Here is a 25,989-nt window from a genome sequence, read left to right on the forward strand (position 1 = left end):
AACAAAAAAAGCGCTCCTGGTAGAATACAAGCTTCTAACAAGAGCGCCTTCCTTCGTAAACAAAGTCCGGCGACATCCGTTCTCGGTTCGGCGGGCTTCCCTTCAGATAGATCCGAAAGGAAACTCCAATATCGATATGATGGATGATCGCTATTCTGATCATTCGACGAAGCCTGTCGAAATGATCCGTACCGCAGGTGTCTGCCGAAGACGACAGGATTCGTTCGTCACAGGCGTCCTCCCTGCAATATAATATTGGTGATGGCCACTTGCGTCTTTGGATCGTAATCGCGAAGAATGACCTCGATCTGCAGACCCATCTCCTGCTCCAGCCGCTCTCTCAGTCGCTTCTTGTAAATCGACGACATATAGAAATCGACCTCATATTTCAAAGCGGGAACCTCGCCTTCCAAGGCGTCGGAACGCGGGGACCGCCGATGCCTGGCATGCAGCGTCACGATCCGGTTCTCCACGCTTGCTCTAAGCAACGTCGTGCCGAACCCGAACAGCTCCTTCGAAACCTCGTTATACAGATGACAAAGCTTCTTCTTGAATTCGTTGGAGTCGATCTGCAGCATAGCATCACCTATGATTGCCGTAATGAGCCCAGTGAAACAATCGATTGTTCCTTAATCATACAGAAGAAAAGCAAAATAATCAAGGGATTGTTCGGATTTTCTGCTTTCCGCGCTATATTTCGCGCAAACATCACAACGAATGTCAGCCGTTTTCCGAACGGAAGGCGTAGATGAGCAAAGCTTCTTATCGATATGCGTTCCAGCGCCCTATCCGGCTGGGGGCGTTTCGATTCAGCAGCAAAATGCCCTGCCCCCGATTTATGAAACAAATGTGATACTTCAGCATCATATCCATAGCTCCTGTCGTCGAAAACTGTACCTGGCCGGCGGCGGTGCCGATATATGAAATATACCGCACTTCGTTATCAATTCATATCACTTGTCGAGGTTTTGTATAGATGTACGTCATAAGCTACTCTTTGACCCCCTAATTATTCGACGGGGCGAATGCAAAGGAGTTTACAATGAAAGTTATCCTTATCGACGATGAACATTTGGCCTTGAGTTATCTCGAGCATCAGCTGTTAAAAATCGCAGACGTGGAGATCGTAGGAAAGTTCGTCAATCCGTTCGAAGGAAAAGACGCTATTATTCAACGGGATGTCGATGTCGTCTTTCTCGATATCAACCTGCCGGAGATCAGCGGAATCGAACTGGCCGAGCTGCTGCTGGAGAGCAAGCCATACCTTAATATTGTCTTTGTTACCGCTTATGACGATTATGCCGTGCAAGCCTTTGAGCTCAATGCCCTGGACTACGTCCTGAAGCCGGTCGGTATAGAGCGCCTGTCCAAAACGATCCGGCGCATTCAGGAACGGACCGGGTCTGTCCCCAGCGGTTCGGCGAACGTGCGGCCGCTGAAGCTGAACATGTTCCAGCACTTTTCCATGGAAACCGACGACCTGCTGTGGACGCCCATGCGCTGGCGGACGAGCCGGGCCCAGGAGCTGTTTCTTTATTTTCTCCAGCACCGCGGCCAGCACGTCCGGAAGACGGCACTGATCGACTTGCTGTGGCCTGAATACGAGCCGAACAAATCGTTTTCCCAGCTGTACACGGCCGTGTATCATATTCGGAAAACGCTGGAGCCGTACGCCCCTCACTTCAAGCTGATGAATATGACGGACGGGTACATGCTTGTGCTTAAGAACGTGACGCTCGACGTGGAGGTATGGGAAAGCTTTGTGCAATCCGGACTGCCGGTCACGGCAGAGACGATCCAAGAATACGAGAAAATCATGGCGATTTATACAGGGGAATACTTGCAGGAATTCGATTACTGGTGGGCCGAAAGCGAGCGCCACAGGCTCAAATTGCTATGGCTCCGCATTTCTTTCCAGATGGCCGAATGGTACTTGGCAAGCAACGATCAGGAGAAGGCCATCGAGAAGTATTTGGACATCTGCTTCAGGCACCCGCAGGCGGAGGAAGCGCATTTTGCCTTGATGAAGCTGTACGCTTCCACGAACAATCATTTGTCGGTTCACCGCCAATACCGGCTCCTGACCACAATTCTGAATGAAGAATTGAACGAGCAGCCCAGTCCGTATATTACCGACTGGTACCGCAAGTGGAATCAGGATAACAAGGAGTGATCCGCCGCTTGCCTCAAGGGGATGCGGAAGGTAATGCTCGTTCCCTGGCCAGGCGCGCTTTGAATGTCCAGCCCCGTGCCGTAAAGCTGCTTGAGGCGGCGGTCGGTGTTATAGAGTCCGATGCCCCTGCCGGACGTAGTCGGTTTGCCGAGCGCCTGCTCCCGCTGCTCCCTGGTCATGCCTACCCCGTTGTCGCTGACTGTAATCGCGGCTTCCTCCGCCGCGATCTCGACCCGAATAACAACGGTTCCCCCGCTCGAACGGCGCAGCACGCCGTGCCTGACCGCATTCTCGACCAGCGTCTGTATCGCGAGCGGAGGCACCATCAGCTCGGCCTCCAGCTCTCCCTCCCACTGCACCTCAAGCCGTTCCCCGAAGCGTTCCTTTTCAATGAAGAGATACGTGTGGATCAGCTCCAGCTCGCGCCTTAGCGAAATGACGCGGTCTATATTGTGCAGATCGAAGCTCATCCGCAAATAATTGCCGAATTGCTCCAGCAGATCGAGCATCTTCGCCTGATCCATCGTGCCGAGCGCAGCGATCGTGTTCAGCGTGTTGTACATAAAATGCGGCTGTATCTGAGCCTGCAGCCACGCCGCTTCCATGCGAAGGCGCTCCTGGATCGATCGCTTGAGATCCGTTAACGCGCGCACCCGCGACCGCAGCTCCAGCGCGTCCACCGGCTTCGCAATATAATCGTTCGCTCCTGCCTGAAATCCGGTCACAATATCTTCCGAGCGATTTCTTGCCGTCAGCAGGAGGACCGGCAGCTCGGATACAGTGAAGCGTTCCCGGATCGTCCGGGTCAATGCATAGCCCGATATATCAGGCATCATCACATCCGCGATAACCAGATCGAACGACGCCTTCCCCAGCTTGGCAAGCGCTTCGGGAGCGCTGGCGGCCACAGTGATATCGTACCGGTCCGGGCCAAGGATGCCGGTCAGCACCTTCAAGTTGACAGGGTCGTCGTCAACCGCCAAAATCCTGGGCCTGTTCGCCGCAGCCGAGGCGAGCGCTCCGCTCTCGTCGCAGTCTGCCCCCGGTTCCGAAAGCTCCGGCTGCGCCTGCGCGGCAGGGAATGCGGCAGCTTGTTCGTTCGCATCCGAGCTGGCCGGCTCTGTCGACAGCGGCAGCGTAAAGGTGAACACCGAACCCTCGCCCAAAGACGAGCTCACTTGCAAAGTGCCGCCATGCAGCTCGACCAGCTCCTTGCAGATGCTCAGGCCGAGCCCGAAGCCTCCGACGGCCCCGCCCTTTTCGGGATCGCCCTGCTCGTACGGCAGAAAAATTCTCCGCATCGTCTCCTCGTCCATCCCGATCCCCGTATCCTCCACCTGAATGACGGCCACTCCGCCGGCATGAGAGGCGCGGATCACGATCTCCCCCCGAGTCGTATATTTGATCGCATTATGCAGCAGATTGAACAAGATTTGAACGAGCCGGTTCTCGTCCGCCCGTACCGCCGGCAAGCGGCCGTCAATGTCGACCGACAGCTGGATCGACTTGCCGCTCAGCATGGACTTCAGCATTTCCAGCACGCCGGTCACCACCGGCTGCACGTGCACGCTGCTCAGCTGCAGCCGGATCGTGCGCTCCTTCAGCCGCGCCGCATCCAGCAGATCGTCCAGCAGCATCGACAGCCGCTTGCCGATGGAGGTCAGCAGCGTCAAGCTTCTTCGGTGCTCCTCGTGCAGCGGGCGCGCTTGGTCGTCCAGCATCGTCTGCGAAATGTTGATCATGGCGTGCAAAGGATTTCTCAGCTCGTGCGAAGTATTGACCAGAAAATCGTCCTTGCGCTTATCGGCCAGCCGAAGCTTCTCGGCAAGCCGCTTCATCTGCAGGTTTGCACGAAAAAAGCGCTTGAACCAAAATGCCGCGAACGCGAAAACCGCAATCATGAGATCGAACGGATAGAACGACATATTGACAAAAACTCTGAATCGAAGGCTCGTCCAAGCGATATTCACTGCGATGCACAGGCAGACGAGCAGCAAAAACAAGGCGTCCTCTTTCTCCATCTCCGCTTTTTTCAAAATTTGAATCGAGAGGAATATCGCCGCCATCAGCATCAGCCCCAGAATAATCGGACTGATGGGGTGAAGCGAATATTGGGACGGCAAGACGAGGGCGAGCAGGGCGCATGCGGCGCAGATGCCGCCGAACCACCGCAAGCCGCGGACATTTCCGATGTCGGCAAACAAATATTTCATCATCGGCGGCAGAAACGCCGCGGAGCCAAGATACGACAACACCGTAACTTTGGCGTAAACCTCGAACGAATAAGGGATCAAGGCGAATAGCAGCCGGTCGTCGGAGGTCAGCACGCTGGCAAGTGCGCAAACCATGAGCAAGGAAAAATAAAACAACCCCTTGCTCGCCGCCCCCAAGAAATAGAGCAATACAGCGTATAGGCCGTGTACCACCAGAATAACGCTGAGCAGCAGCTGCATGCCGATCAGCAGGTTCGTTCGCTTGTCGACAGCCTGGACCGTCCCGAAACGGATTGGCTCGGTGATGCCGCCCTGTCCGGCATGGTTGGAGACATGAATGAGCAGCTCGATCGAGCCATCGTGCGGTGATGGAGCAACAGTAACCGAATACGGAACATTCCGGGCCTCCTGCAGCTCCAGCGAGTCTGCAGGGCGTCCCGATTCCGCCACCAGACGTCCGTTCGCATAGATGATCGAAGCGTTCCTTATCGCTTGAATGCGCAGCTTGTAATCCGGATGCTTGTCGTCGCCAAGCAATATCCGCAGCCTGTAGGTTCCATAGTGCAGCACAGCTCCGTCGTCGTCCGTAAAGGCCTCCTTCCAGTCTCCGGGAACCTGAATGAGCCGTCTTTCCGGCAGGCCGGCCTCGTCATCTGTCATGAACTCCTCCGGCATGACAAAGCGGGAAGGGATAAACTCCCATTGCCCATTCAGCGTAATCGTGCGCTCCGGCGGCAGCTCCCACCCTCGCAAATCGAGAACGCCGCGGGCTGCCTGCGGATGTTCTACCGTTCTCTGAAAGTATAGCCACGTCAAGCGTATACCGGTAATCGCTACCAGAAATACCGCAACGATCAGCGCGTATTTGGTCTTCGACGTCATTGCTGTTGCTCCACCTCATCTATCTGGCTGTCTTCTTCCTCTCTATCATACCATCTAGATGAGATAATTTCTCAGTTTATTGCGCATTTCGATCTGTTTGAGCATACAGTATCTGATGACCTCGGAGCGCTCCGCCTCTGTAATCTGCACGAATTGCACCGATATCCGGTACGATTGATCGGGCTGCTTCACGCAGCCTACCACAGCCCCGGTGAACGGAACCAGCCTTTGTCCGTTTTGCGTCTTCAGACAGGCCGTTCCCTCGAATGTGTGCGCGATCTTGAGCGGATAAGCCCATAGAAAAGAAAGCCCTCCTCCGCTGATGTCCAGCGTCGTCAATCGAGCAGGCTCGCCATCGTGAGAAACCGGCGAAGCATCCAGGCAAAGCTTCAATTCAATCGACACGGGTACTCGAAACAATCGTCTTCGCTGCACGTTATAGTCAACTCTGCGGTCGGCTCGCCCCCTGCTTTCCATATTGCTTGTATTCCCCTCTCCTTTCACCGTATCTCCCTATTACACCGTAGTCGGCTCAACAAATTCTTAACGCGTGCGGCCCATTGTCATCTTCTGATGGCGCCGCGCAAGGCGGCATGGGCGGCTAGGCACAGCACGCCCACGGAGGCTCGCCGTCAAGCTGCCGGGCTCCACGCGAAAAAAAGAGCGCCCGTCATAAGCGTCCATTTTGTAGAGAAATTGTCTAGTTCTTATCGTTAACTTGTTGGATATGGCAATCTTCCGAGGGGGAAATCATCGATGGCACAACCGGATGTCGACATCCGCCACACAATCGGAAAACGAATCAATCGCGATATTTTCAGCGACCGCGGCGTACTGCTCATCCCCGAATCGAGCATTATCAACCTGGGGCATCTGAGAATGCTGCGGCAGCATGGCATTACTTTGACGAGCCGGGATCTGTCTCCCGATGATCCGCAAGCTACGACGAGCATTTCGCCGCACGAGATCATGATCGATGAGGCGGTGCTGCAAGCGGAGCAGCTCTTCGACGAAGTGCGCGAAACCCAAAAAATCCCGCTCGCCGACATCAGGAACAACGTCATCCCGATCCTGCAGGAGGCGGCCCAGAGCGCGCATTGGCTTGATTTGGTCTCTTCGCTGCAGGCCAAGGGCGACTACACTTACCGTCATCATATTGCGGTCGGCGCGATTGCCAACATTCTCGGGACGTGGCTGGAGCTCGACCGCCAGGAGCTTCTGCAGCTGACCACCGCAGCGCTGCTGCATGACGTAGGGAAAATGCTCATCCCGGAGCACATCTTGAACAAGCCCGGGAAGCTTACCGATGAAGAATACGCCCAGATGAAGCGGCATACCGTCCTGGGCTACGAGATACTGAGGATAACGGTCGGCATCAACCACCGCCAGGCGCTCGTCGCTTTGCACCACCATGAACGCATGGACGGCAGCGGCTATCCGTTCGGCCTGACCGGCGACAAGATCGACCTGTTCAGCCGCATCGTTGCGGTGGCCGACGTGTTCCATGCCATGACCTCCGCGCGGATATACCGCAACCCGTCTCCATTCTACGAAGTTCTCTATCAGATGGAGAGAGATACGTTCGGCCCGCTGGACCCTGTCATCACCCGATTGTTTATCGAAAAAATCATGTCTGGCCTCATAGGCCATTCCGTTCTTCTGACAGATGGAAGCGAAGGAACGATTGTGATGATTCATCGGCATGATCCGATTCATCCCTTGGTGCAAAGGGAGAATCAGTTTCTCGATTTAAGCAAAGACTTGTCCACCCACATCAAGCAGATCCTATAATTCGTGTCAAGTCTCCCAAAGCCGCCCATGCGAACATAGTGCACAACGCCGAAAGCATCTTCCTCCCCTGGCCCGGTCTGCATTCCCTTGTCTAGCCAAATGCTATCCCATACAATACAGGAAGCAGATCCCTGCGATGAACGCAGTCATCGGACCAAACGACTATATGATTACAGCAATTGAGGTGTAAACGTGTATTTGGAAGGCAGTTACAATATTTATATTGTTGCTCTCTCTGTCTTGATTGCGATATTGGCTTCATATTCCGCATTAAATTTTGCGGCCAGAATATTGCATACGAGCGGGAAAAGCAAGTTTTTTTGGCTGTTGTCGGGATCTTTCGTCATGGGCAGCGGGATTTGGTCTATGCATTTCGTCGGCATGCTGGCCTTTCGTTTGCACGCTCCGGTGCAATACGATGTCTGGCTTACGCTGTTTTCCATGAGCGCCAGCATCATTGCTTCGTTCATCGCGTTCTACATAACAAGGTCCAAAAAAATCGACCGCATCCACATCGCCATCGGCGGCTTTTTCATGGGCAGCGGAATTGTGACAATGCATTATTTGGGTATGAAAGCGATGGTCATGCCCGCCACACTCACCTATAACAAAGCGTTGTGGGTCTTGTCCGCAATCATCGCATTTGCCGCGTCTTATGCGGCTTTGTTTTTGTTTATCCGCTTTCGGAACTACCAGGCGGCCAGCGGGCTCAAATGGCTGGCCTCTGTCATCATGGGCCTGGCCATCTGCGGCATGCATTATACCGGCATGAAAGCCGCCTTGTTCCAGGGGCACGGGCACGAGATGACGGAACAGGCCGCCTCGGTCGAAGTTTTCCTCCTATATAGCGTGACCGCGATGATCTTTATCATTTTATTGATATCGTGGGGAGCCATCTTCTTCGATCGGCACGTCCTGGAAAAAATGGCGTACCAAGACATCACGACAGGCTTGCCCAACCGGAATGAAATGAACCGCTTTTTCGATACCTATTCCGGAAACGACAGCATCGGCGTGCTGTTCCTCGATCTCGACCAGTTCAAAGCGATCAACGATACGCTGGGGCACCATGTCGGGGACCTGCTCGTTCAGGAAGTCGGCGCCCGTTTGCGCCTGTTTGTCCGCAGCGACCGGCAAGCGTACCGAATCGGGGGCGACGAGTTTCTGTTCATCGTGAACAAATGCACCCGGGAAGAGGCAGAACAGCTGGCCGAGCAAATTTTGCAAAAAACGAAAGAAGTGTACCATATTGACGGAAATGAGCTGTATATTACCGGAAGCATCGGCATCAGCATCGGCTCGATTCAGGATACCGACCGCTCCGTTTTGCTGAAAACGGCCGATACGGCCATGTACAAGGCGAAAGGGCGCGGCAAAAACCAATACTGCGTCTATGACGAGGAAATGGGCGAACAGGAAGTTAGGAAGATGGAGATTGAGAAGGATCTGCGGCACGCCCTGGAAAACAATCAGTTCTATATTGTGTATCAACCGAAATGGAACGTCAAAACGAACCGCTTGTTCGGCTTCGAAGCCTTGATTCGCTGGAAGCATCCGCGGCTGGGCATCGTGTATCCGGCGGAATTTATATCGATCGCGGAGGAGACGGGGCTGATCGTGCCGATGACGAGATGGACGCTGGAGGAAGCGTCCCGCCAGTGCAAGCAATGGCTGTCCGAAGGAGTAGCCCAGCCGGTATCGGTCAATTTGTCAGTCCGGCTGTTCCAGACGGACCGCCTGGTCGGCATGGTGCTGGACGCGCTGCAGTCGACCGGGCTGGAGGCAAGCTGGCTGGAGCTCGAAATTACGGAATCGATGATCCTGCATGATGTGGACGATATTATTCGCCAGCTGGAGCAAATTCGCGCGATGGGGGTGCGCATCTCGATGGACGATTTCGGCACAAGGTATTCTTCCATCGGGCTTCTGAACAAGATCCCTCTCGACGCGCTCAAACTGGACCGGTTGTTTACGCACGATCTGGACAATCCCGATAAGCGCGCCATTCTCCATGCCATTATGCTGATGGCGAAAACGCTGCACCTCGACGTCATCGCCGAAGGCGTCGAACAGCAGGAGCATATAGACTATTTGTCCAAGCTCGGCTGCCATCTGATGCAGGGGTACTATTACGGCAAGCCCCTCCATATCGACGAGCTGGAATCGTGGATCAAGGCGCGTCAAGCCGCTCCGGTGGACTAGCCGGAGCGTTTTTTTGTTGCAAGTGGCGCTGGTGTATTCTCCCCTTCCCCTGGATCAGCGCGCGATCGACCGCTCCGGCGCATCCCCGCCGCTTCGCAGCCGCGCCGTCGCGAAGCGGACTTCCCTGATTTTGCGCTCTCTGCCAGCATACGCTTCGTCCAACGCCATCCTCAGAATTCGGCTTCATCCTCCCGCTGCCAACGCCATCCTCCGCGATGAACGGAGAAGAGGGGATTTTTCCATGTTCCTCTTGACGTTAAGCGCGAAAGTCATTATCGTTATATTTAGCTGACTAACTAATAACAGGAGGGCGGCAATGGACATTCATCAGGCCGAATCTCTCGATTTGGTGTTCAAGCACGTCGCCAAGCTGCATAAGCAGACCGTTCATGCGCTGCTGTCGGGTAAAGGCATCTACCCCGGGCAGCCGCCGGTGCTGCGCGCGCTGGCGGAACGGGACGGGCAGAGCCAGAAGGAGCTTGCCGAGAAGCTGCAGATTACGCCGGCGACGCTGACCGTCATGCTCGGGCGGATGGAGAAGAACGGCCTCGTGGAGCGCAGGCCGGACGATGCCGACCAACGTGTGTCGAGAGTGTATTTGTCCGCGAAAGGACGCCTGAAGCATGACGAATTGAGCTCATTCATGTACGAAATGGAAGCGCTTTGCTTCGCAAACTTCACGATGGAGGAAAGAATCGTCTTTCGCCGGCTGCTGCTGCAAATGTACGACAATCTGGTGCGGGCCGATCTTAAGCCGCCGAAGCCCGATGAGGCGCAGCAATGATTAGCTGGCTAACGAGAGAGGGGGAATGATAGCGGTATGTGGACAATTATCGCGAAGTATATTAGGCCCTACTGGAAAGCGGCCCTGCTCGCGCCGCTATTGATGATGGTCGAGGTGTACACCGATCTGCTGCAGCCGCAGCTGATGGCCAGCATCGTCGACCACGGCGTCCTGACGGGAGATATCGCCCATATCCAGAAGACCGGGGCGCTCATGCTCGGCGTCGCGCTGATCGGCCTCGCAGGCGGCGTCGGCTGCACCGTCTTCTCCAGCATCGCGTCGCAACAGTTCGGAGCCGACGTCAGAAGCGACCTGTTCATGAAGGTGCAGGCTTCCTCGTTCCGCAACCTGGAGCGGTTTACGACCGGGTCGCTGATCACCCGCCTGACGAACGACGTAACCCAGGTGCAGATGTTCGTGCAGATGTTGCTGCGCATTCTGGTGCGGGCCCCGCTGCTGACGGTCGGCAGCCTGATCATGGCCTTCACGATCAGCGTCAAGCTGGCGCTCATCCTCGTCATCGTGACACCCGTCCTATTCGGCGTGCTATTCGCCGTCATCCGCCGCGGCTTCCCGCTCTTCTCCCAGGTTCAGCAGAAGCTGGACCGGCTCAACAACGTGCTGCAGGAGAACTTGTCGGGCATTCGCGTCGTCAAGGCGTTCGTCCGCGCCGATTACGAGAACAAGCGGTTCCGCGCCGCCAACGACGATTTTATGCATATCGCCGTCAAGGCCAACCTGGTGATGGCTACGATGATGCCGGTCATGTTCCTGCTGCTGAACGCCAGCATCGTCGCGGCGCTCTGGTTCGGCGGCAAGCTGTATTGGGGCGGCTCCTTGCAGGTCGGCGAATTGGTGGCCTTCACCAACTATGTGACGCAGATGCTGTTCTCTATGATGATGGTCGGCATGATGATGATGAACGTCTCCCGCGCCAAGGCTTCCGTGGGCCGGATTCAGGAGGTACTCGGCTCGCAATCGGAAATTCGCGATAAGGACGGAGCGAAGCCGCACACGATCCGCGCGGGCCGCATCGCGTTCGAGGACGTGTCCTTCGCCTACGATCCCGACGAGCCCGTGCTGCAGCACATAAGCTTCACGGCCGAGCCCGGCCAGACGGTAGCGATACTGGGAGCGACCGGCTCCGGCAAGTCCTCGCTCGTCAGCCTGATTCCGCGCCTGTATGACGTGGCCGCGGGGCGGGTGCTGATCGACGGCATCGATGTCCGGGACTTTCCGCAGCGCCATCTGCGCAGCCAGATCGGCATGGTGCTGCAGCAGGCGGTTCTGTTCAGCGGCACGATCCGCGACAATATCGCCTTCGGCCGGCCGGACGCTTCGCAGGAGGAGATCGAGGCGGCGGCCCGGGCGGCCCAGGCGCACGACTTCATCGCGGCGCTGGCGGACGGCTACGATACGGTGCTCGGCCAGCGCGGCGTGAACTTGTCCGGCGGGCAGAAGCAGCGCATCTCGATCGCCAGGGCGCTGCTAATTAAGCCGCGCATCCTGATTCTGGACGACAGCACGAGCGCCGTCGACCTCGGCACCGAATCGCGGATTCAGGCCGCGCTGAAGGAGCTGATGCAAGGCAGCACGTGCCTGATTATCGCCCAGCGCATTTCTTCCGTGCTGGAAGCCGACCAGATTATCGTGCTGGACGAAGGGCGCGTCGCGGCGGTCGGCACCCACCGGGAGCTGCTGGCAACCAGCGAGGTATATCAGGAGATTTACCGATCCCAGCTGAAAGAGGAGGATGCCGCCAGTGCGTGACCATCGGAATACTTCCGCGGCTTCCGCCGATCACCGGCCCCCTGTGATGGGCATGGGCGGGATGGGCGGCGGAGCGGCCCGCGGCATGGCTCCCAAAGCTCGTCCCAGGAATACGAAGGAGACGCTGATTCGGTTATGGGCTTATCTCAGCCGGCATCGCGGCAGTCTCTTTATCTTATTTTTGCTCACTGCGCTCAGTTCAGCGATCGCGCTGGCCGGCCCGTATCTGATCGGCGTCGCCATCGACCGCTACATCATCCCCGGAGATTACGCCGGCCTGCTGCGGCTGTGCGCCGGGCTGCTCGCCATATATGTGCTGGGCACGGCTGCATCCTGGATTCAAGTCTACATGATGACGAAGGTTTCCCAGCGCACCGTCTGGGAGATGCGCAAGGATCTGTTTGCCCGGCTGCAGCAGCTGCCGCTCCGTTTCTTTGACAGCCGGGCGCACGGCGACTTGATGAGCCGCACGACGAATGACATCGAGAACGTCTCGAACACGCTGAACCAGAGCGTGACCCAAGTGTTCTCCAGTCTGCTGAACGTCGCCGGGGCGCTTGTCATCATGCTCAGCCTGAACGTATGGCTGACGCTGCTCAGCCTAGTGACCGTGCCGCTGATCATGCTCATCACCCGCAAGATGGCCGGCTTTACGCGCAAGCACTTCGCCGAACAGCAGCGGCAGCTCGGCGAGCTGAACGGCTTTATCGAGGAGACGGTAACCGGCCAGAAGGTCGTCATGACCTTTTGCCGGGAGGAGCAGGCGGTCGCCGATTTCAACGCCATCAACGCCAGGCTCAGAAGCGTCGGCATTCGCGCGCAAATTTTTACCGGCTTGATGGGTCCCGTCATGAACGTCGTGAACAACTTGAGCTTTGCGATTATCGCCTGCGGCGGCGGCTGGCTGGCCTTCCTCGGCGTCACGAGCGTCGGCATCGTCGTCAGCTTCCTGAACTATTCCAGGCAGCTGGGCCGTCCGATCAACGAGCTGGCCAATCAGTTCAACATGATCCAGGCCGCCATCGCCGGAGCGGAGCGCGTATTCGAGATCATGGATGCGCCGACGGAGTTCGAGGAAGACAGCGGCCGCAGGCGGCTGGAATCGGTCCGCGGCGAGGTCGTCTTCAGCGGCGTCTCCTTCGGGTACAAGGACGACGTCTCCGTCCTTAAAGGCGTGACGCTGACCGCGAGACCCGGCGATACGATCGCTCTGGTCGGCCCGACCGGCGCAGGCAAGACGACGATCGTGAATCTGCTCACCCGCTTCTATGAAATTCGGGAGGGGACGGTGACCATCGACGGCCGCAGCATTCAGGAATACGACAAGAACAGCCTGCGACAGCAGCTCGGCATCGTCCTGCAGGATGCCTACCTGTTCTCGGATACCATCCGCGAAAATATACGCTACGGCAAGCTGGACGCCACCGATCAGGAGGTGGAGGCGGCGGCCAGGCTGGCGAATGCCGACGGCTTCATCCGCAAGCTGCCGCACGGCTATGACACCGTGCTGACGGCTGAAGGCGGCAACTTAAGCCACGGGCAGCGCCAGCTGATCACGATTGCCCGGGCCATTCTCGCCGATCCGGCGATTCTGATTCTCGACGAGGCGACCAGCAGCATCGATACCCGCACCGAGATGCATATCCAGGAAGCGATGAACCGGCTGATGCAGGGTCGCACCAGCTTCGTGATCGCTCACCGGCTCAGCACGATCCGGGAGGCCGATCAAATTCTCGTGATCCACGGCGGCCAAATTATCGAGCGGGGCACGCACGAAGAGCTGCTTGCCCATCGGGGCTTTTATTATGAGCTGTATACGAGCCAGTTCCAGAAGGTCGGATAGGACTTGCGCGCAGAACAGCACGCACATGAATAAGGTTAGCCGGCGCACTGAACGCAGGCTAACCTCTTTTTTTGCGCGGCTGCGACATTAATCATGCAAAGTCAATTTTCCTTGATTCAGCTGTTCGATCTGCTCCCCGGACAAATGCTCGATTTTATTGGCGCCTTTCACGCCGCTTAATATGATGCCGTACTTCTCGGCAATGTAGCTGTGCATCTCTTTCATGTCCTGCTCGGTCAGCTCCGCCAGGCCCGGCTCCCCTTTCAGCCTGCCCAGCATAATCCCGATCACTTCCGCAGCGAGCGCGGTGTTGGGCTGAATGCGGGCGCTGCCGTAGGCGACGGCTGACGCTCCGACATTTTTGCCGGCAACGATCGCGTTCGCATAGCCTTTGGGAATGAAGGACCTTAGCGGCATCCCGTACTTGTCCGGGTCCCCGACCTGCAGCCCCCAGTTGTGGCTCATCGTTCCTTGCAGGTCGATCGGATACCCGGCAATGCTCACATTATCCCAGAACATCGTGCCGCTCATCAGATCCGCCGCCTGCAGCACATATTCCGTCTCGTAGCGGTCGAAATCGCGGATGTACAAGTAATTGGGGAAGCCGTTCAATTCCGCTTCCTCCCAGCCGGGCAGCTCCTGGCGCAGGTGAGGCAGCACCTTTTCCGTCTCGGCCTTGCCTAATGCAAGGGCTCTCTCAACGCTTTCCGGGCTCGACGGGTCCACATTGTACACCAGAAGAGCGTTGATCAGCACCTCGCCGTCCCGCAGATGGATCGCGTTAAGACCTCGCAAAAAGACCTCTTTGCTGCTGGGCGTATATCTTGCGCCGACATGGCCGAACCCCCACGTAAACTTATCGGTCACCGTCGACTGCGTCCCATATTTCTCTTCCGCCTCCTGCTTGCTCAGCCGGTTGAATTCTCGGCGAAACTTGTCCCAATCGACATGGCGGAATTTCATCATCATCGAGGCCGCCATATAATCCTTCTCGCCGCCGAACACCGTTTCGATGCCGGGAATCCGCTTCAGCGCCAGCTTTCCGGAAAGCGCGCCGAAATCCGTATTTTCCACCCAATACTTCGCCTGCAGCGTCTTCTCTTTCCCCGCCGCATCGCGATAGGTGATCGATTCGATCCGCTGCCTGGAGCTGCCTTCCTCCGGGGCCAGCTTGATTCCTACGATGGTGATGCCGGATTCCAGCGGAATATCCTCGATCAATGAATGGAAATATTGCGCGAACTCGCCGGACAGGCGGATGTCCCCTCGCTTATAACGGTCGAACAGCTCCTTGACTCTGCCCTGGAGCAGCGATTGCCGGCTATCGTCCTCCGGCTCGTCCAAAAAATGCATTTCCCCCTGAACAAGCTGCCCGCCCGGCTGGTTCCTCGGATCAAGAATAACGACCGACAGCCCTTCATCCTTCGCCGCCCGGGCCAAATACATGCCTTCGATTTCCGAGCCGATCACCGCGACGTCGGGAAACGAGTCATTTCCCCGGCCCCGATCATCCGAGCCCGCCTCACAGCCAGCCAGGAAAATAAGCAGCGCGATCATCAAACCTGCCACAACACGATATTTCGGTTTCATCTGTTCCCCCTGATCATGGTCATCGCCTTTTTTTCTAATCCATGCCTTGCCTTTCCCAAAGATTTATACGGACGGTTGTTTCAAAAGGTTGCATGGATGTCGGACGGCGCCCCCCTGCAGCCGGCACATCGTCATGCGCCGCGAATGCCCGGGCCTTGCGTTTCGTTCCGAATTGTGATACAGTTCAGATAAGTCGAGAACTTGAAACCTGATTCACATATTGTAAAGGGTTATCATTTTAGCGATGGAGCCTTTTGCAATATGTGAATTTTTTATTTTCTTGAAGAAAGAATTAAAAAAGAGCATGTTAAAAAACAATTTGGAGGTTATCCCATGCAAACAGGTACAGTAAAATGGTTCAACGCAGAGAAAGGCTACGGCTTCATCGAGGTGGAAGGCGGCAACGACGTATTCGTGCATTTCAGCGCGATCACAGGCGACGGCTTCAAAACGCTGGACGAAGGCCAGCGCGTTGAATTCAACGTGGTGCAAGGCAACCGCGGACCGCAAGCCGAGAACGTCGTCAAGCTGTAAGACCACATCGCCAGACGGCCAAGCCGCCCCAACTTCGGTTGAGGCGGCTGTTTTATTGCCCGAAATTCGGCATTCAGACCGCTTTGCGCGTCAGACTATCGCCCACGAATGCACACACTTACTTTTTGGTAGCTTATATTATATAATCATTTTGACAGCCAAGCGCTTACTTAAGAGACGAGCACCGAACCTCAATTTTAGAACAGAAAGGATAGGATTCGCGTGGACAATACAAAGGAACAAGTGCTGCAGGCTTACCGTTTCAGACATGCATGCAAGGAGTTCGATCCCGACCGGAAAATCAGCGAGGCCGATTTCGCCTATATTTTGGAGACCGGACGGTTGTCGCCCAGCTCCTTCGGCTTCGAGCCGTGGCAATTCGTCGTCCTGCAAAATGCCGACATGCGCGCCAAGTTGCTCCCCGTGACCTGGGGCGCGCAAAAAACGTTGCCGACCGCCAGCCACTTCCTGCTCATCCTGTCGCGCCGGCCCAGCGAGCTGATGCCCGATTCCGAGTATATCGCGAGCATCTCCGCGCAGGTTCAGGAGCTTCCTCAGGAGGTCGCTGCCAAGAAAAAGGAGATGTATCACCGCTTTCTGGAATCGGATTTCGCGCTGCTCGGCAACGACCGGGCGATGTTCGAATGGGGATGCCGGCAAGCTTATATCGCCCTCGGCAATATGATGACCTCCGCCGCCATGATCGGCATCGATTCCTGCCCTATCGAGGGCTTCGACAAGGAACAGGTCGAGCGCATCCTGGAGGAAGAAGGCATTCTGGACCGCTCGCGCCTCGGCGTGGCCTGCATGGCCGCCTTCGGCTACCGCGTCCGCGAGCCGCGCGCCAAGACGAGACGGCCTGTGGAGCAGGTCGTGACGTGGGTGAACTGACTTCGGCCAGCGCCTTCATCAGCGATGCGGCCGCCCCCGCGCACGCTGCCCATCATACAGGCCAGCTCCTCGTGCGATCAAAAAGAGACGTTATCCGCTTGCCTGCCGTCGTCATGCGATGTTTGCTGGCGGCTTCGCTTTAAGGATTCCAACGCCCGCCCGGCTGCTCTGCAGCCGGCTTTTCTTTGTTCCGAGGTTCGACAAGACAAAAGATTGCAATTTTGAGCGATAATTAGCCGGATTGTGTAAAGATTTCGACGCCATGCTTATGATACAATTGTAAACGCTGTCATTCCATAATAAGGAGGAAGACGATATGCAACGCTGCAAGCGCATCCTGTCTGCCGTCCTGACGGCCGCCATGGCCCTCTCTCTGATGGGCGGAGCTGGCGGCTGGACGAACGGACAAGCCGCCGCCGAGGAAGCCGCCGGTGCGGCGTCCGGCGGCAAATTCGACTTCGGCTCCGAGACGAGCCCCGTCGCCCCGGGCTATACTCGGGTCGCCCACACGACGATTTACGACCAGACGCTGGGCTACGGCTTGAACAAAACCGTCAATCAGCGGGACCGGGGAACATCCGACCCGCTGCTGCGGGATTTTGTGCTCGCCTCAGACTACGCTTTTATGGTGGACTTGCCGAATGGCGAGTATGAGGTCACGATCATCGCCGGCGATGCCATCGCCTCCAACCGGACGGAAGTCGCGATTGAAGGCGTCTCCTACGGCACGATGTCCTCCTCCAGCGGACAATACGCCGAGCTGAAGCAGAGAGTCGTTGTGAACGACGGCCAGATGACCTTCCGATTCGGCCGGGACGGGCGCGTGAACGCCATCGAGCTGGCGCCGACGACCGCCCCGAACGGGCTAACGGTCGCGGAGGCGACCTATGCCGCAAGCTCGTCTGTCCGCCTCGTCTGGGATGCGGTATACGGAGCGACGGGCTACAACCTGTACCGCGCGGCGGAGGAGGATGACGACTTTACCATGCTCGGCGCGACCCCGCATCCGTCCTTCACCGATCGAACGGTGCAGCTCGGCACCACGTACCGGTACCGGGCCACCGCGCTGATGGACCGCGGCATCGAGTCCGTCCCGGGCGCCGTCCTCGAGGTCACGGTCGCGGATCGCTCTGTTCCGCCCCCGGAAGCGCCTGACGGGCTCGCTGTCGAAAGCGCGGCCAAGAGGCAGCTGGCGATTCGCTGGAATGCCTCGGATCGGGCTCTGTTCTACAATATCTACCGTTCCCAGGCTGAGGATGGCCCTTTCCGCCTGGTCGGCACCTCTGCCGAGCCGAGCTTTGTCGACGATCACGTGTTCACGACCGTGCCTTACTATTACGAGGTCGCCGCTGTCAATGAGGGCGGCTTGTCCAAGCGGTCCGCAGTGCTGTCTGTGCCGGCCATGACGGTGCTCACCCGCCAGGCGGAAACGCTGGACCGCAGCCCGGTCGCCGTCCGGACCGAAGCAGGCGTGTATACGGGCTGGCGGCTCTTCGCCACCGACCCGGACGATATCGCTTTCAATCTGTATCGGGACGGCCTTAAGGTCAACGAAGCCCCGATCACGGGCAGCACCAACTATTTGGACCCCGGCGGCAGTCCGGGCTCGGTGTACGAGGTTCGCGCCGTCCGAAATGGCGTCGAAGAGCGGCAAGGCGAAACCTTCGGCGTATGGAACGAGAACTACCTTGACGTTCCGCTGCAAAAGCCAGACGGCGGAGTTACCCCGAGCGGAGAAGCTTATACGTATCACGCCAACGATGCCAGCGTCGGGGATCTGGACGGCGACGGAACGTACGAGCTGATCGTCAAGTGGGACCCCTCGAACTCCAAGGACAATTCGCAATCCGGCTATACCGGCAATGTGTATATCGACGCCTACAAGCTGGACGGCACGCTTCTGTGGCGCATCGACCTCGGGCGGAATATCCGGGCCGGCGCCCATTATACGCAGTTTATGGTCTATGATCTGGACGGCGACGGCAAGGCGGAAGTCGCCTTCAAGACGGCGGACGGCACGATTGACGGAACTGGCCAAGTTATCGGCGATCCGAATGCGGATTACCGGAATGCCAGCGGATATATTTTGAGCGGACCGGAATACCTTACCATTTTCGACGGGGTAACAGGAGGAGCGCTGCACACCGAGAATTACGATCCGCCGCGCGGCAGCGTCTCCAGCTGGGGCGACAGCTACGGCAATCGGGTCGACCGTTTCCTGGCGGCTATCGCCTATCTGGACGGAGAACGGCCGAGTCTGGTCATGGCCCGGGGCTATTATACGCGAACCGTGCTGGTCGCTTACAATTGGCGGGACGGCCAGCTGACGAAGCTGTGGAAATTCGATACGAACGATCCGGGCCATGAGCAATATACAGGGCAAGGCAATCATAATTTGTCGGTGGCGGACGTCGACGGCGACGGCAAGGATGAGATTGTGTACGGGGCGATGGCGATCGACGACGACGGCTCCGTCCTGTATTCGACCGGGCTTGGCCATGGGGACGCCATGCATGTGGGCGACCTTGACCCGACCCGGCCAGGTCTGGAAGTGTTTGCCGTGCACGAGCATTATCCGAATCCGGCCGGCATTGAATTCCGCGACGCCGGGACCGGCGAGCTGATCTGGGGCATCCCGACCAACTACGATGTCGGGCGGGGCATGTCCGCCGATATCGATCCCCGTTACCCCGGCGAAGAGGTGTGGGCCAGCGGGGAAGTCGGCGGCGTCTACTCGGCGAAAGGCGAGAAGATCAGCAGCACCCGGCCGTCGATCAACTTCGGCATCTGGTGGGACGGCGATCTGCTGCGCGAGCTGCTCGATCATCAGTGGAATGGCTCGGTCGGCGTTGGCAAGATCGACAAGTGGGACTATATAAACGGACGCTCGGTCAACCTGTTGACGGCCAGCGGCACTTATTCCAACAATACGACGAAAGGCAATCCTTCCCTGCAGGCCGATCTGTTCGGCGACTGGAGGGAGGAGGCCGTATGGCGGAGCGAGGACAGCAGCGCCCTGCGCATTTACACGACGACGGATGTGACGGAGCACCGGATATATACGCTGATGGACGACCCCGTCTATCGCCTCGCTGTCGCCTGGCAAAATACCGGGTATAACCAGCCGCCTCACCCGGGCTTCTATCTGGGCGAAGGCATGGCCAAGCCGCCGATGCCGCAGCTGCGCCGGATTCCGGTACCGGTCTCGTCCATCCGGATCGAGCCCGCTTCCCCGGAGGTGGCGGTCGGCGACACCGTGCAGTTGCAGGCGCTGGTCGCTCCGGCGGCAGCCACCGACAAGTCGGTCGTCTGGAGCGTATACTCGTCTGACGGCGCGGCGACTTCGGCGGCTTCGATCGATCAAGCCGGTACGCTTCAAGCGCTGATGCCGGGAACCGTTCGGGTGAGGGCCGCGGCCGCCGACGGCTCGGGCGCCGCCGCGGAAGCCGACATCGTCATTGCCGCGCCTGACGGCCCGGCTGCGGCAGCCCCCGGCACCGCCGTCCTGTCGAGCGACAACGGGCACGGTACCGGGCTGCTGGACGGCGACTATACGATCACGATGAACCTGTGGCACGGCCAGAACGGCAGCTTCTACAAGCTGTACGAGAACGGTGTATTGATCGAGGCCAGGACGGTGGAGGACCGGTCGCCGTCAGCGCAGACGATTGCAACGTCGATCACAGGGAGAAGCAACGGAACATACCGGTATACGTGCGAGCTGATCAACCGGCACGGAACGACCGCCTGCGAGCCGGTCACGGTGGAGGTGAAGCATGCCGCGCCGTCCAAGCCGGTCTTGTCCCATAACAACTGGGACGGCGACGGGAGCTTCGAGGTGCGGATGAATCTGTGGTGGGGGACGAACGGCACGCAGTACAAGCTGTATGAGAACGGCAGGCTGATCGACAGCCAGCCGCTGGCCGCCGCCTCGCCGCAGGCGCAATCGGCCGTCACCACCCTGCAGGGCAGAGCGCCCGGAACGTACCAGTACTACGCCGAATTGATCAACGACGCGGGGACAACGCGAAGCGATCCAATCACGGTGACAGTCAGCAGGTAAGCTCGCGCTCGCGGGAGACACGGGCTGGCGAAGCCGCAGCAGCATAAGGAACATACGAGAGAGAGGGAATCCCTCCGTCTTGGATCGGAAATATCCGAGGGAGGCGACCCTCTCTCTTTCATAAAATGGGAAATTGTAAGACAATTGGGCAAAAGAACAGGAGAGGAAGGTGTTACTTTAGGCGGTTGCGAATATTGGTTTGGCGGGGATTATTCCGATGCTCATCTGGTTGTTGTTCGTCGTTCTTTTTATTTATGCGGGAATCTCGGTTATAAGCTACATCAATTGGAGAAAGAAGCAGGCGCGCGATGTGGCGGACAAACTGGATAAAATCATAGAGCTGCTGAATAAGCATGAGCAGCGCTAATCTCATACGGCAAGCGGGTCTCGGGAAGAGATCCGCTTTTTCTATGAGCCGATCATCGAATTTTGTCCTGATATACGGTTTGTTCCAATTGTTCGACTCTTCGGAAAAGGTTCTTCCACTTGCGTACAACGTAATAAATACCGAACATAAGCAAAATCACACATACAGCGAATACGATAAGCTCCGGCCAAAAAATCCAGCTCACGTCTTCACCTCCCTTGCATCCGTGAGGTTATCCCCATTGTAGCTTATTTTTTACTTATATTACAAAATTTCAAGAACAAATTCCTCTATCTTACGCCAAAAAGGCCACCCTTTGGTCCATACGCCGGACGTGCGGGGATAGCCTTTCGTCGGGATGGCAGGAAACGCCTATCTCCGGTCTGCATTCGAACCCGGATTGCCGAAAGAATCCAGATCTTCATCGCCGATCAAATCGACGTATTCTTTGGCCCCTTCAGGGATCGTCACCAGATCGGCCGCTTCCGCCGTCGTCTCCAGATTTTCCATTCCCTGCTTCGTATGCTCGTCCATCGGATAACCTCCCTCAACCGGAATCTGGAATATTGTGCTCCGATCCAGGCTGTTTTATCCTCCGCCCGTCGCTTTTCCCTATAATTCTTCAGTGACGACTTCTTAATAGGCTTATTCCAAATAAAACAGCGGCTATCAGCATAAACTAGCCTTCGCCGAGGTTCATCCCCCGCAAGAAGCCACCCCTCCCCGCCATGGCTCAATGAGCCCTGCTCCCGCCCGACTCTGCTTTTTCCGCCGAGAGCACCCCGCTAGAGAGGAAGGCGAGCAGCGAGCCCGCCAGGCAGACTCCCGCAAACATCCCAATCGCGGCATACCCGCCAAAGCCTGCATACAGCATCCCGGCTGTCCAAGCGCCGCACGTCGTCGCCGCATTCATGGTGGAGGTGGCCAGACTGGAAATCGTGCCGCGGATGGTCGGATTCAGACTGTTCAGCAGCCCCACCATGAGCGGGAACAAAATGCCGAGAATCGCAAAAATGAACATATAAGCGCCCGCGGCGATCAAAACCGACGATACATGAGGCAGCGCGATATAAGCGGCAGCTGCGATCGGCATTCCCGCCGCCATCGTCCGCAGCGGAGTCAACGTCTTGATTACCTGAGCGCTCCATAAGCTGCCGAGCAAATTGCCGAGCCCCAGAAAAACGATCACGTATACCGTCTCATCTACCGAGAGGTGAAAGCGGTCCGTCATCCATTTGCCGAGAAAGGCGAAGGCGGCGCTGCTCCCGAGATGGACGAAAAAGTAAGCGGCGTAAGTGCCTCTCGCCCTGCTGCTGTTAAGCAGTGGAACGTATCTTGAGAAGATCGAAACTTGCTGAGCCCTGAGCGGTTGGCTCGGTTTCATGCTTGGCACAACCGCTATGGCGACAGCCGCCAGCAGCAAAGACACGCAGCCGATGGCCCAGAAAGGAACCGCCCAATAGCCTGCCGCCAGCAGGCTGCCGATCGGCACGCCCAGCGCCTGGGAGACGGCGAGCCCGGCATAAGCCGCGCCCAGCGCCTTGCCGACTTTAGCCGGGGGCAGCAATGTCGGTATGGCGGCCCACACCTGCGGCGCCGTGAATGCCGCGCTTACCCCTGCCAGAAATCGAAACAGCACCATCGTCCAGAAATCGATGGCGAAACCGCACAGGCCCGTCGAAACCGCGAAGCACACCAGTCCTCCTACCAGCACTTTTTTCCGGTCCCACCCGTCAGATAATGGTCCCGCGATCAGCGCGAACGCCGACGAGCCTAAAGTATAGGCTCCTACCATCCAGCCCGCCATGCGAGTCGGCACATCGAACAAGCTTTGCAATGTCGGAATCAGTGGAGAAATCAGAAACGTATCCGTACCGATCAAAAACATAATCAGAAAAAACAGCACAGTGATTTGACGCATCGTTATCAACTCTTTCGCAAATGGATTTGACTTAAGGCCCATTGTAATGCATAATAGCGACAAATATTGTCACTATCCCGAAAATTCGACGAAGTCCGTCGGCGAATTTTCAGTACCGAAGGTGAGACCGATGACGAAGGATTCGTTCGTCATCGGCGCCTAATTATAAAATGGCGGGGGCCTGGTTATGTCCAAATCGAAACGTTTGCTGGAGCTGATGATGACGGTCAACCGAAAACGGAAGTTTACCGTGAAAGAACTGGCCGCGGAGTTCGGCGTCTCTACAAGAACGATGCTGAGAGATTTGCAGGAATTGAGCTCGCTCGGTTTTCCGCTGTATTCGGAGGTTGGTCCTCACGGCGGCTACCAGGTGCTGAAGGAAAGCATTTTGCCGCCAATCGCCTTCACCGAAAGAGAAGCCGTGGCTTTGTTTTTTGCCGCGCATGCGCTTCGCCACTATTCTTCGCTGCCTTTCGAAGCGGAGACGGCTTCCGCGCTGCACAAATTTTATTTGCACCTGTCCGGGGACGTGCGCGACCGTATCGATCAGATGAAGAACCGGTTCGACTTCGTGACGCCGACGCGGCAGCAGGCCTCCCCGTATTTGTCGATCCTGCTTGAGGCCGCCGTTCGGCAGAAGGTGCTTGCCATCGAATACGAGTCCCGGGGAGACGGAGTATGCCGCAAAATACAACCGATTGGCATCTATGCGAGCAACGGATTGTGGTTCTGCCCGGCGTACTGCTTTCTTCGCCAAGATTTTCGCATCTTCCGCTGCGACCGCATTCGTTCGGCGGAATACGATGCGGACGGTACGGAGCCGCTTGATTTGCGGGACGTTCATCTTGGCAATAAGGAATCATGTTTCCGATCGGAGAAAGAATCGGTCCAGCTTTACGCGGAACTAAGCCGCCAAGGCGTCCAAATGTGCGAAGCCGTCATGTGGCTCGGCGCTCATCTGCATGTGCGGGAGGATGGCACGGGGTGGCTGGAAGGGCCGGTTGCGCGGAACGATATAGCCTTCTATGCCAAATTTTTCATCGGGCTGGGGAGCGAAGCGACCGTCAAGCAGCCGCAAGAGCTGGTTGACGAGTTGAAGCGGCATTTAACGGAATTGATAGCCAAATATTCGTAGCATTGGCATTTAAAAAAGGCAGCCCCCGGATGAAACCGACAGCCGCCCTTCCATTATTCATCGAATTTGACGTTGTGCAAAATGCTGACTTCCACCCGCCGATTCCTCGATCGTCCTTCTTCGGTGTCGTTCGAATCGATCGGCTTATATTCCCCGTAGCCGATGGTGCGGAACCGGGCGGGATCCAAATTTTCGTTCTGCATCATGATCTTCATGAAATTCAAAGCTCGGCTTGAGCTTAAGTCCCAGTTCGACGGGAAGGTGCTGTTGCGGATTGGCACATTGTCCGTATGTCCTGCCACTTCCACCGGATATTCCGGGTATTCGGAGAGCATGTTGCCTATCGCTTGAGCAAGCTGCCTGGAATCGGACTTCACCGTGGCCGAACCCGACTCGAACAGGGCGTGATCCCGGATGCGGAGCACGAGCATATTCCGGTTCAGCTCCGTCTCCAGCTGCGTCGACAGCTGGTTCTCCTGAATATACAGATCGATCTGCGCCTTCAGCTCGCTGAGATCCTGCATCTCCTTCTCCCACGCCGCCTGCTGATCCGCTTCGACGGCCAGTTGGCTGGAGACGCGGTCCATCTCCGTCTGGCCGAAGTCCGGCTGCTCCATCTCGATCGGCGTAGACTTAAAAATCTCGAAAAAGCTCGTTCCCCCGGTAAAGGCCGCGTTCAACGACTTCATAATCTGATCGAACTTCTTCGAATCGACCTGGCTGGAGGCAAACAGGATGATGAACAATGCCAGGAGCAGCGTCAACAGGTCGGCATAAGGAATCAACCAGGACTCGTCGATATGCTCCTCATGATGCGCCTGTCTATGCTGCTTCTTCCGCACGGCTGGCTCCCCCTTCCGCAAGCTCCATCGCCTTACGCTCCGCCGGAGACAGGAACACCTCCAGCTTTTGCCGAACGGCATTCGGCGTAATGCCCGACTGGATCGACAGCAGCCCTTCGATCATCATGAGGCGGATCGCCACTTCCTTCTTGGAGCGCTGCTTCAGCTTGTTCGCCATCGGGTGCCACAATACGTATCCCGTAAAAATCCCCAGCAGCGTCGCGATGAAAGCGGCAGAAATCAAATGGCCCAATTCTTCGGTGTTACTCAGGTCGCTCAGCGCGGCGACGAGCCCGACAACCGCCCCGAGCACGCCGAGCGTCGGCGCGTACGTCCCTGCCTGAGTAAAAATAGCGGCGCCGGTGCGGTGTCTCTCCTCCATCGCGGCGATATCCTCCATCAGGACGTCGTGAACGAATTCCTGATCGCTGCCGTCGACGATCATGCGCACTCCGGACTTCAGGAAAGCATCGTCGATGCCCTCGATCTTGTCTTCCATTGCCAGCAGCCCTTCGCGGCGGCTGATCATCGCCCATTCCGTGAACATGTTGATCAGTTCCGTCTTCGGGATCAGCTTCTGCTGCTTGAATACAATGCCAAACAGCTTGGGCACCATCCGCAAATCTTGCATGGGAAAAGCGATAAATACTGCGGCGATCGTGCCGACGATAATAATCATGATAGCAGCGGGATTCACCAGCGCCGCCAGGCTTGCCCCCTTCAGGATCATTCCCAGTCCGACGGCAAGGATTCCCAGAATCAGTCCTATAATCGTTGACTTTTCCACGCTTACGTCTCCCCTAATCGTTCTATAATTCTGCGGCCTTGTCGCCACCTTTCTTCCTATTATTTCGACATTATGAACGGGAAGTATTAGTTCTTTTTAGATTTCTCTGCGAAAAAGAGACGTTATTTGCTCAAGATGTTCCAATAAATGTAGGAAACTGCCTGTTGACATCGTCTCGAGGATGCAGCCGCGCTACATAGC

Annotated in this window: 19 protein-coding genes; 11 read left to right on the forward strand and 8 right to left on the reverse strand. The window is 57.0% G+C overall.

Going from position 1 to position 25,989, the window contains the following annotated elements; all coding sequences use genetic code 11:
* Window positions 1-227 precede the first annotated feature (227 nt).
* Entirely contained in the window at window positions 228-578 is a 351-nt protein-coding gene (locus tag F591_RS0116600) for a hypothetical protein (RefSeq protein WP_019535748.1), read from the reverse strand.
* A 464-nt stretch (window positions 579-1,042) separates the two neighbouring features.
* Here F591_RS0116600 and F591_RS0116605 point away from each other — a divergent pair, with 464 nt between their 5' ends.
* Window positions 1,043-2,173: a response regulator gene (locus F591_RS0116605; protein ID WP_019535749.1), complete on the forward strand. Its 1,131-nt coding sequence runs from the start codon at window positions 1,043-1,045 to the stop codon at window positions 2,171-2,173.
* Here the strand turns inward: F591_RS0116605 and F591_RS0116610 are convergent.
* Window positions 2,155-5,268: an ATP-binding protein gene (locus F591_RS0116610; RefSeq protein ID WP_019535750.1), complete on the reverse strand. Its 3,114-nt coding sequence runs from the start codon at window positions 5,266-5,268 to the stop codon at window positions 2,155-2,157. The two genes, F591_RS0116605 and F591_RS0116610, sit on opposite strands and share 19 nt — an antisense overlap.
* A 54-nt stretch (window positions 5,269-5,322) precedes the next feature.
* Window positions 5,323-5,745 (reverse strand): flagellar brake protein, encoded by a 423-nt coding sequence (locus tag F591_RS0116615; protein WP_083935511.1) that lies wholly within the window; start codon window positions 5,743-5,745, stop codon window positions 5,323-5,325.
* Window positions 5,746-6,024: 279 nt separating this feature from the next.
* Between F591_RS0116615 and F591_RS0116620 the strand changes: the two genes are divergently transcribed.
* The 5 genes from F591_RS0116620 to F591_RS0116645 all read left to right on the forward strand — a co-directional run bounded on the left by F591_RS0116620 (window position 6,025) and on the right by F591_RS0116645 (window position 13,658).
* A complete protein-coding gene (locus F591_RS0116620) occupies window positions 6,025-7,059 on the forward strand; it encodes an HD-GYP domain-containing protein (RefSeq protein WP_019535752.1) in 1,035 nt (344 codons plus the stop codon).
* A gap of 198 nt (window positions 7,060-7,257) precedes the next feature.
* Entirely contained in the window at window positions 7,258-9,261 is a 2,004-nt protein-coding gene (locus F591_RS0116625; RefSeq protein WP_019535753.1) for a bifunctional diguanylate cyclase/phosphodiesterase, read from the forward strand.
* Window positions 9,262-9,577: 316 nt separating this feature from the next.
* Window positions 9,578-10,045, forward strand: a complete 468-nt coding sequence (locus F591_RS0116635) for a MarR family winged helix-turn-helix transcriptional regulator (RefSeq protein ID WP_019535755.1) — start codon at window positions 9,578-9,580, stop codon at window positions 10,043-10,045.
* A 36-nt stretch (window positions 10,046-10,081) separates the two neighbouring features.
* Window positions 10,082-11,815 (forward strand): ABC transporter ATP-binding protein, encoded by a 1,734-nt coding sequence (locus F591_RS0116640; protein WP_019535756.1) that lies wholly within the window; start codon window positions 10,082-10,084, stop codon window positions 11,813-11,815.
* A gap of 46 nt (window positions 11,816-11,861) precedes the next feature.
* Window positions 11,862-13,658 (forward strand): ABC transporter ATP-binding protein, encoded by a 1,797-nt coding sequence (locus F591_RS0116645; RefSeq protein ID WP_051109210.1) that lies wholly within the window; start codon window positions 11,862-11,864, stop codon window positions 13,656-13,658.
* 87 nt (window positions 13,659-13,745) lie between these two features.
* Here F591_RS0116645 and F591_RS0116650 read toward each other — a convergent pair whose 3' ends face one another.
* Window positions 13,746-15,248, reverse strand: a complete 1,503-nt coding sequence (locus F591_RS0116650; protein ID WP_019535758.1) for an FAD-dependent oxidoreductase — start codon at window positions 15,246-15,248, stop codon at window positions 13,746-13,748.
* A 333-nt stretch (window positions 15,249-15,581) separates the two neighbouring features.
* On the opposite strand from F591_RS0116650, the gene F591_RS0116655 reads away from it, so the two are divergent.
* The 4 genes from F591_RS0116655 to F591_RS30500 all read left to right on the forward strand — a co-directional run bounded on the left by F591_RS0116655 (window position 15,582) and on the right by F591_RS30500 (window position 21,103).
* On the forward strand, window positions 15,582-15,782 hold the full coding sequence (locus tag F591_RS0116655; RefSeq protein WP_019535759.1) for a cold-shock protein: 201 nt from the start codon (window positions 15,582-15,584) through the stop codon (window positions 15,780-15,782).
* Window positions 15,783-16,004: 222 nt separating this feature from the next.
* Complete coding sequence (locus F591_RS0116660; RefSeq protein WP_019535760.1) at window positions 16,005-16,673, forward strand: NAD(P)H-dependent oxidoreductase; 669 nt, start codon at window positions 16,005-16,007, stop codon at window positions 16,671-16,673.
* Between the two features lie 316 nt (window positions 16,674-16,989).
* Window positions 16,990-20,736: a rhamnogalacturonan lyase family protein gene (locus tag F591_RS32900; protein ID WP_019535761.1), complete on the forward strand. Its 3,747-nt coding sequence runs from the start codon at window positions 16,990-16,992 to the stop codon at window positions 20,734-20,736.
* Between the two features lie 217 nt (window positions 20,737-20,953).
* Window positions 20,954-21,103, forward strand: a complete 150-nt coding sequence (locus F591_RS30500) for a DUF4083 family protein (protein WP_156829596.1) — start codon at window positions 20,954-20,956, stop codon at window positions 21,101-21,103.
* A gap of 372 nt (window positions 21,104-21,475) precedes the next feature.
* On the opposite strand, the gene F591_RS32050 is transcribed toward F591_RS30500, so the two are convergent.
* Window positions 21,476-21,637: a hypothetical protein gene (locus F591_RS32050; protein WP_019535764.1), complete on the reverse strand. Its 162-nt coding sequence runs from the start codon at window positions 21,635-21,637 to the stop codon at window positions 21,476-21,478.
* A 199-nt stretch (window positions 21,638-21,836) separates the two neighbouring features.
* On the reverse strand, window positions 21,837-23,024 hold the full coding sequence (locus F591_RS0116685) for an MFS transporter (protein ID WP_019535765.1): 1,188 nt from the start codon (window positions 23,022-23,024) through the stop codon (window positions 21,837-21,839).
* Window positions 23,025-23,211: 187 nt separating this feature from the next.
* On the opposite strand from F591_RS0116685, the gene F591_RS0116690 reads away from it, so the two are divergent.
* Window positions 23,212-24,159: a helix-turn-helix transcriptional regulator gene (locus tag F591_RS0116690; RefSeq protein ID WP_019535766.1), complete on the forward strand. Its 948-nt coding sequence runs from the start codon at window positions 23,212-23,214 to the stop codon at window positions 24,157-24,159.
* Between the two features lie 53 nt (window positions 24,160-24,212).
* Here the strand turns inward: F591_RS0116690 and motB are convergent, their stop codons facing one another.
* Together motB and motA are read right to left on the reverse strand one after the other, a co-directional pair.
* The gene (motB, locus tag F591_RS0116695) at window positions 24,213-25,001 is read right to left on the reverse strand and encodes a flagellar motor protein MotB (RefSeq protein ID WP_019535767.1); all 789 of its coding nucleotides are present in this window, start codon (window positions 24,999-25,001) and stop codon (window positions 24,213-24,215) included.
* A complete protein-coding gene (motA, locus tag F591_RS0116700; RefSeq protein ID WP_019535768.1) occupies window positions 24,982-25,788 on the reverse strand; it encodes a flagellar motor stator protein MotA in 807 nt (268 codons plus the stop codon). The genes motB and motA overlap by 20 nt, the downstream gene beginning before the upstream one ends.
* Window positions 25,789-25,989: the final 201 nt, after the last annotated feature.

The sequence above is a fragment of the Paenibacillus ginsengihumi DSM 21568 genome (genome assembly GCF_000380965.1).
In the GTDB taxonomy this organism is placed as follows: domain Bacteria; phylum Bacillota; class Bacilli; order Paenibacillales; family NBRC-103111; genus Paenibacillus_G; species Paenibacillus_G ginsengihumi.

Coding starts and splice junctions, on each gene's coding strand:
- F591_RS0116600 (WP_019535748.1), bottom strand. CDS start 578: ATGCTGCAGATCGACTCCAACGAATTCAAGAAGAAGCTTTGTCATCTG.
- F591_RS0116640 (WP_019535756.1), top strand. CDS start 10,082: ATGTGGACAATTATCGCGAAGTATATTAGGCCCTACTGGAAAGCGGCC.
- F591_RS30500 (WP_156829596.1), top strand. CDS start 20,954: ATGCTCATCTGGTTGTTGTTCGTCGTTCTTTTTATTTATGCGGGAATC.
- F591_RS0116685 (WP_019535765.1), bottom strand. CDS start 23,024: ATGCGTCAAATCACTGTGCTGTTTTTTCTGATTATGTTTTTGATCGGT.
- F591_RS32900 (WP_019535761.1), top strand. CDS start 16,990: ATGCAACGCTGCAAGCGCATCCTGTCTGCCGTCCTGACGGCCGCCATG.
- F591_RS0116620 (WP_019535752.1), top strand. CDS start 6,025: ATGGCACAACCGGATGTCGACATCCGCCACACAATCGGAAAACGAATC.
- F591_RS32050 (WP_019535764.1), bottom strand. CDS start 21,637: ATGGACGAGCATACGAAGCAGGGAATGGAAAATCTGGAGACGACGGCG.
- F591_RS0116655 (WP_019535759.1), top strand. CDS start 15,582: ATGCAAACAGGTACAGTAAAATGGTTCAACGCAGAGAAAGGCTACGGC.
- F591_RS0116635 (WP_019535755.1), top strand. CDS start 9,578: ATGGACATTCATCAGGCCGAATCTCTCGATTTGGTGTTCAAGCACGTC.
- F591_RS0116650 (WP_019535758.1), bottom strand. CDS start 15,248: ATGAAACCGAAATATCGTGTTGTGGCAGGTTTGATGATCGCGCTGCTT.
- F591_RS0116615 (WP_083935511.1), bottom strand. CDS start 5,745: ATGGAAAGCAGGGGGCGAGCCGACCGCAGAGTTGACTATAACGTGCAG.
- F591_RS0116690 (WP_019535766.1), top strand. CDS start 23,212: ATGTCCAAATCGAAACGTTTGCTGGAGCTGATGATGACGGTCAACCGA.
- F591_RS0116610 (WP_019535750.1), bottom strand. CDS start 5,268: ATGACGTCGAAGACCAAATACGCGCTGATCGTTGCGGTATTTCTGGTA.
- F591_RS0116645 (WP_051109210.1), top strand. CDS start 11,862: ATGGGCATGGGCGGGATGGGCGGCGGAGCGGCCCGCGGCATGGCTCCC.
- F591_RS0116605 (WP_019535749.1), top strand. CDS start 1,043: ATGAAAGTTATCCTTATCGACGATGAACATTTGGCCTTGAGTTATCTC.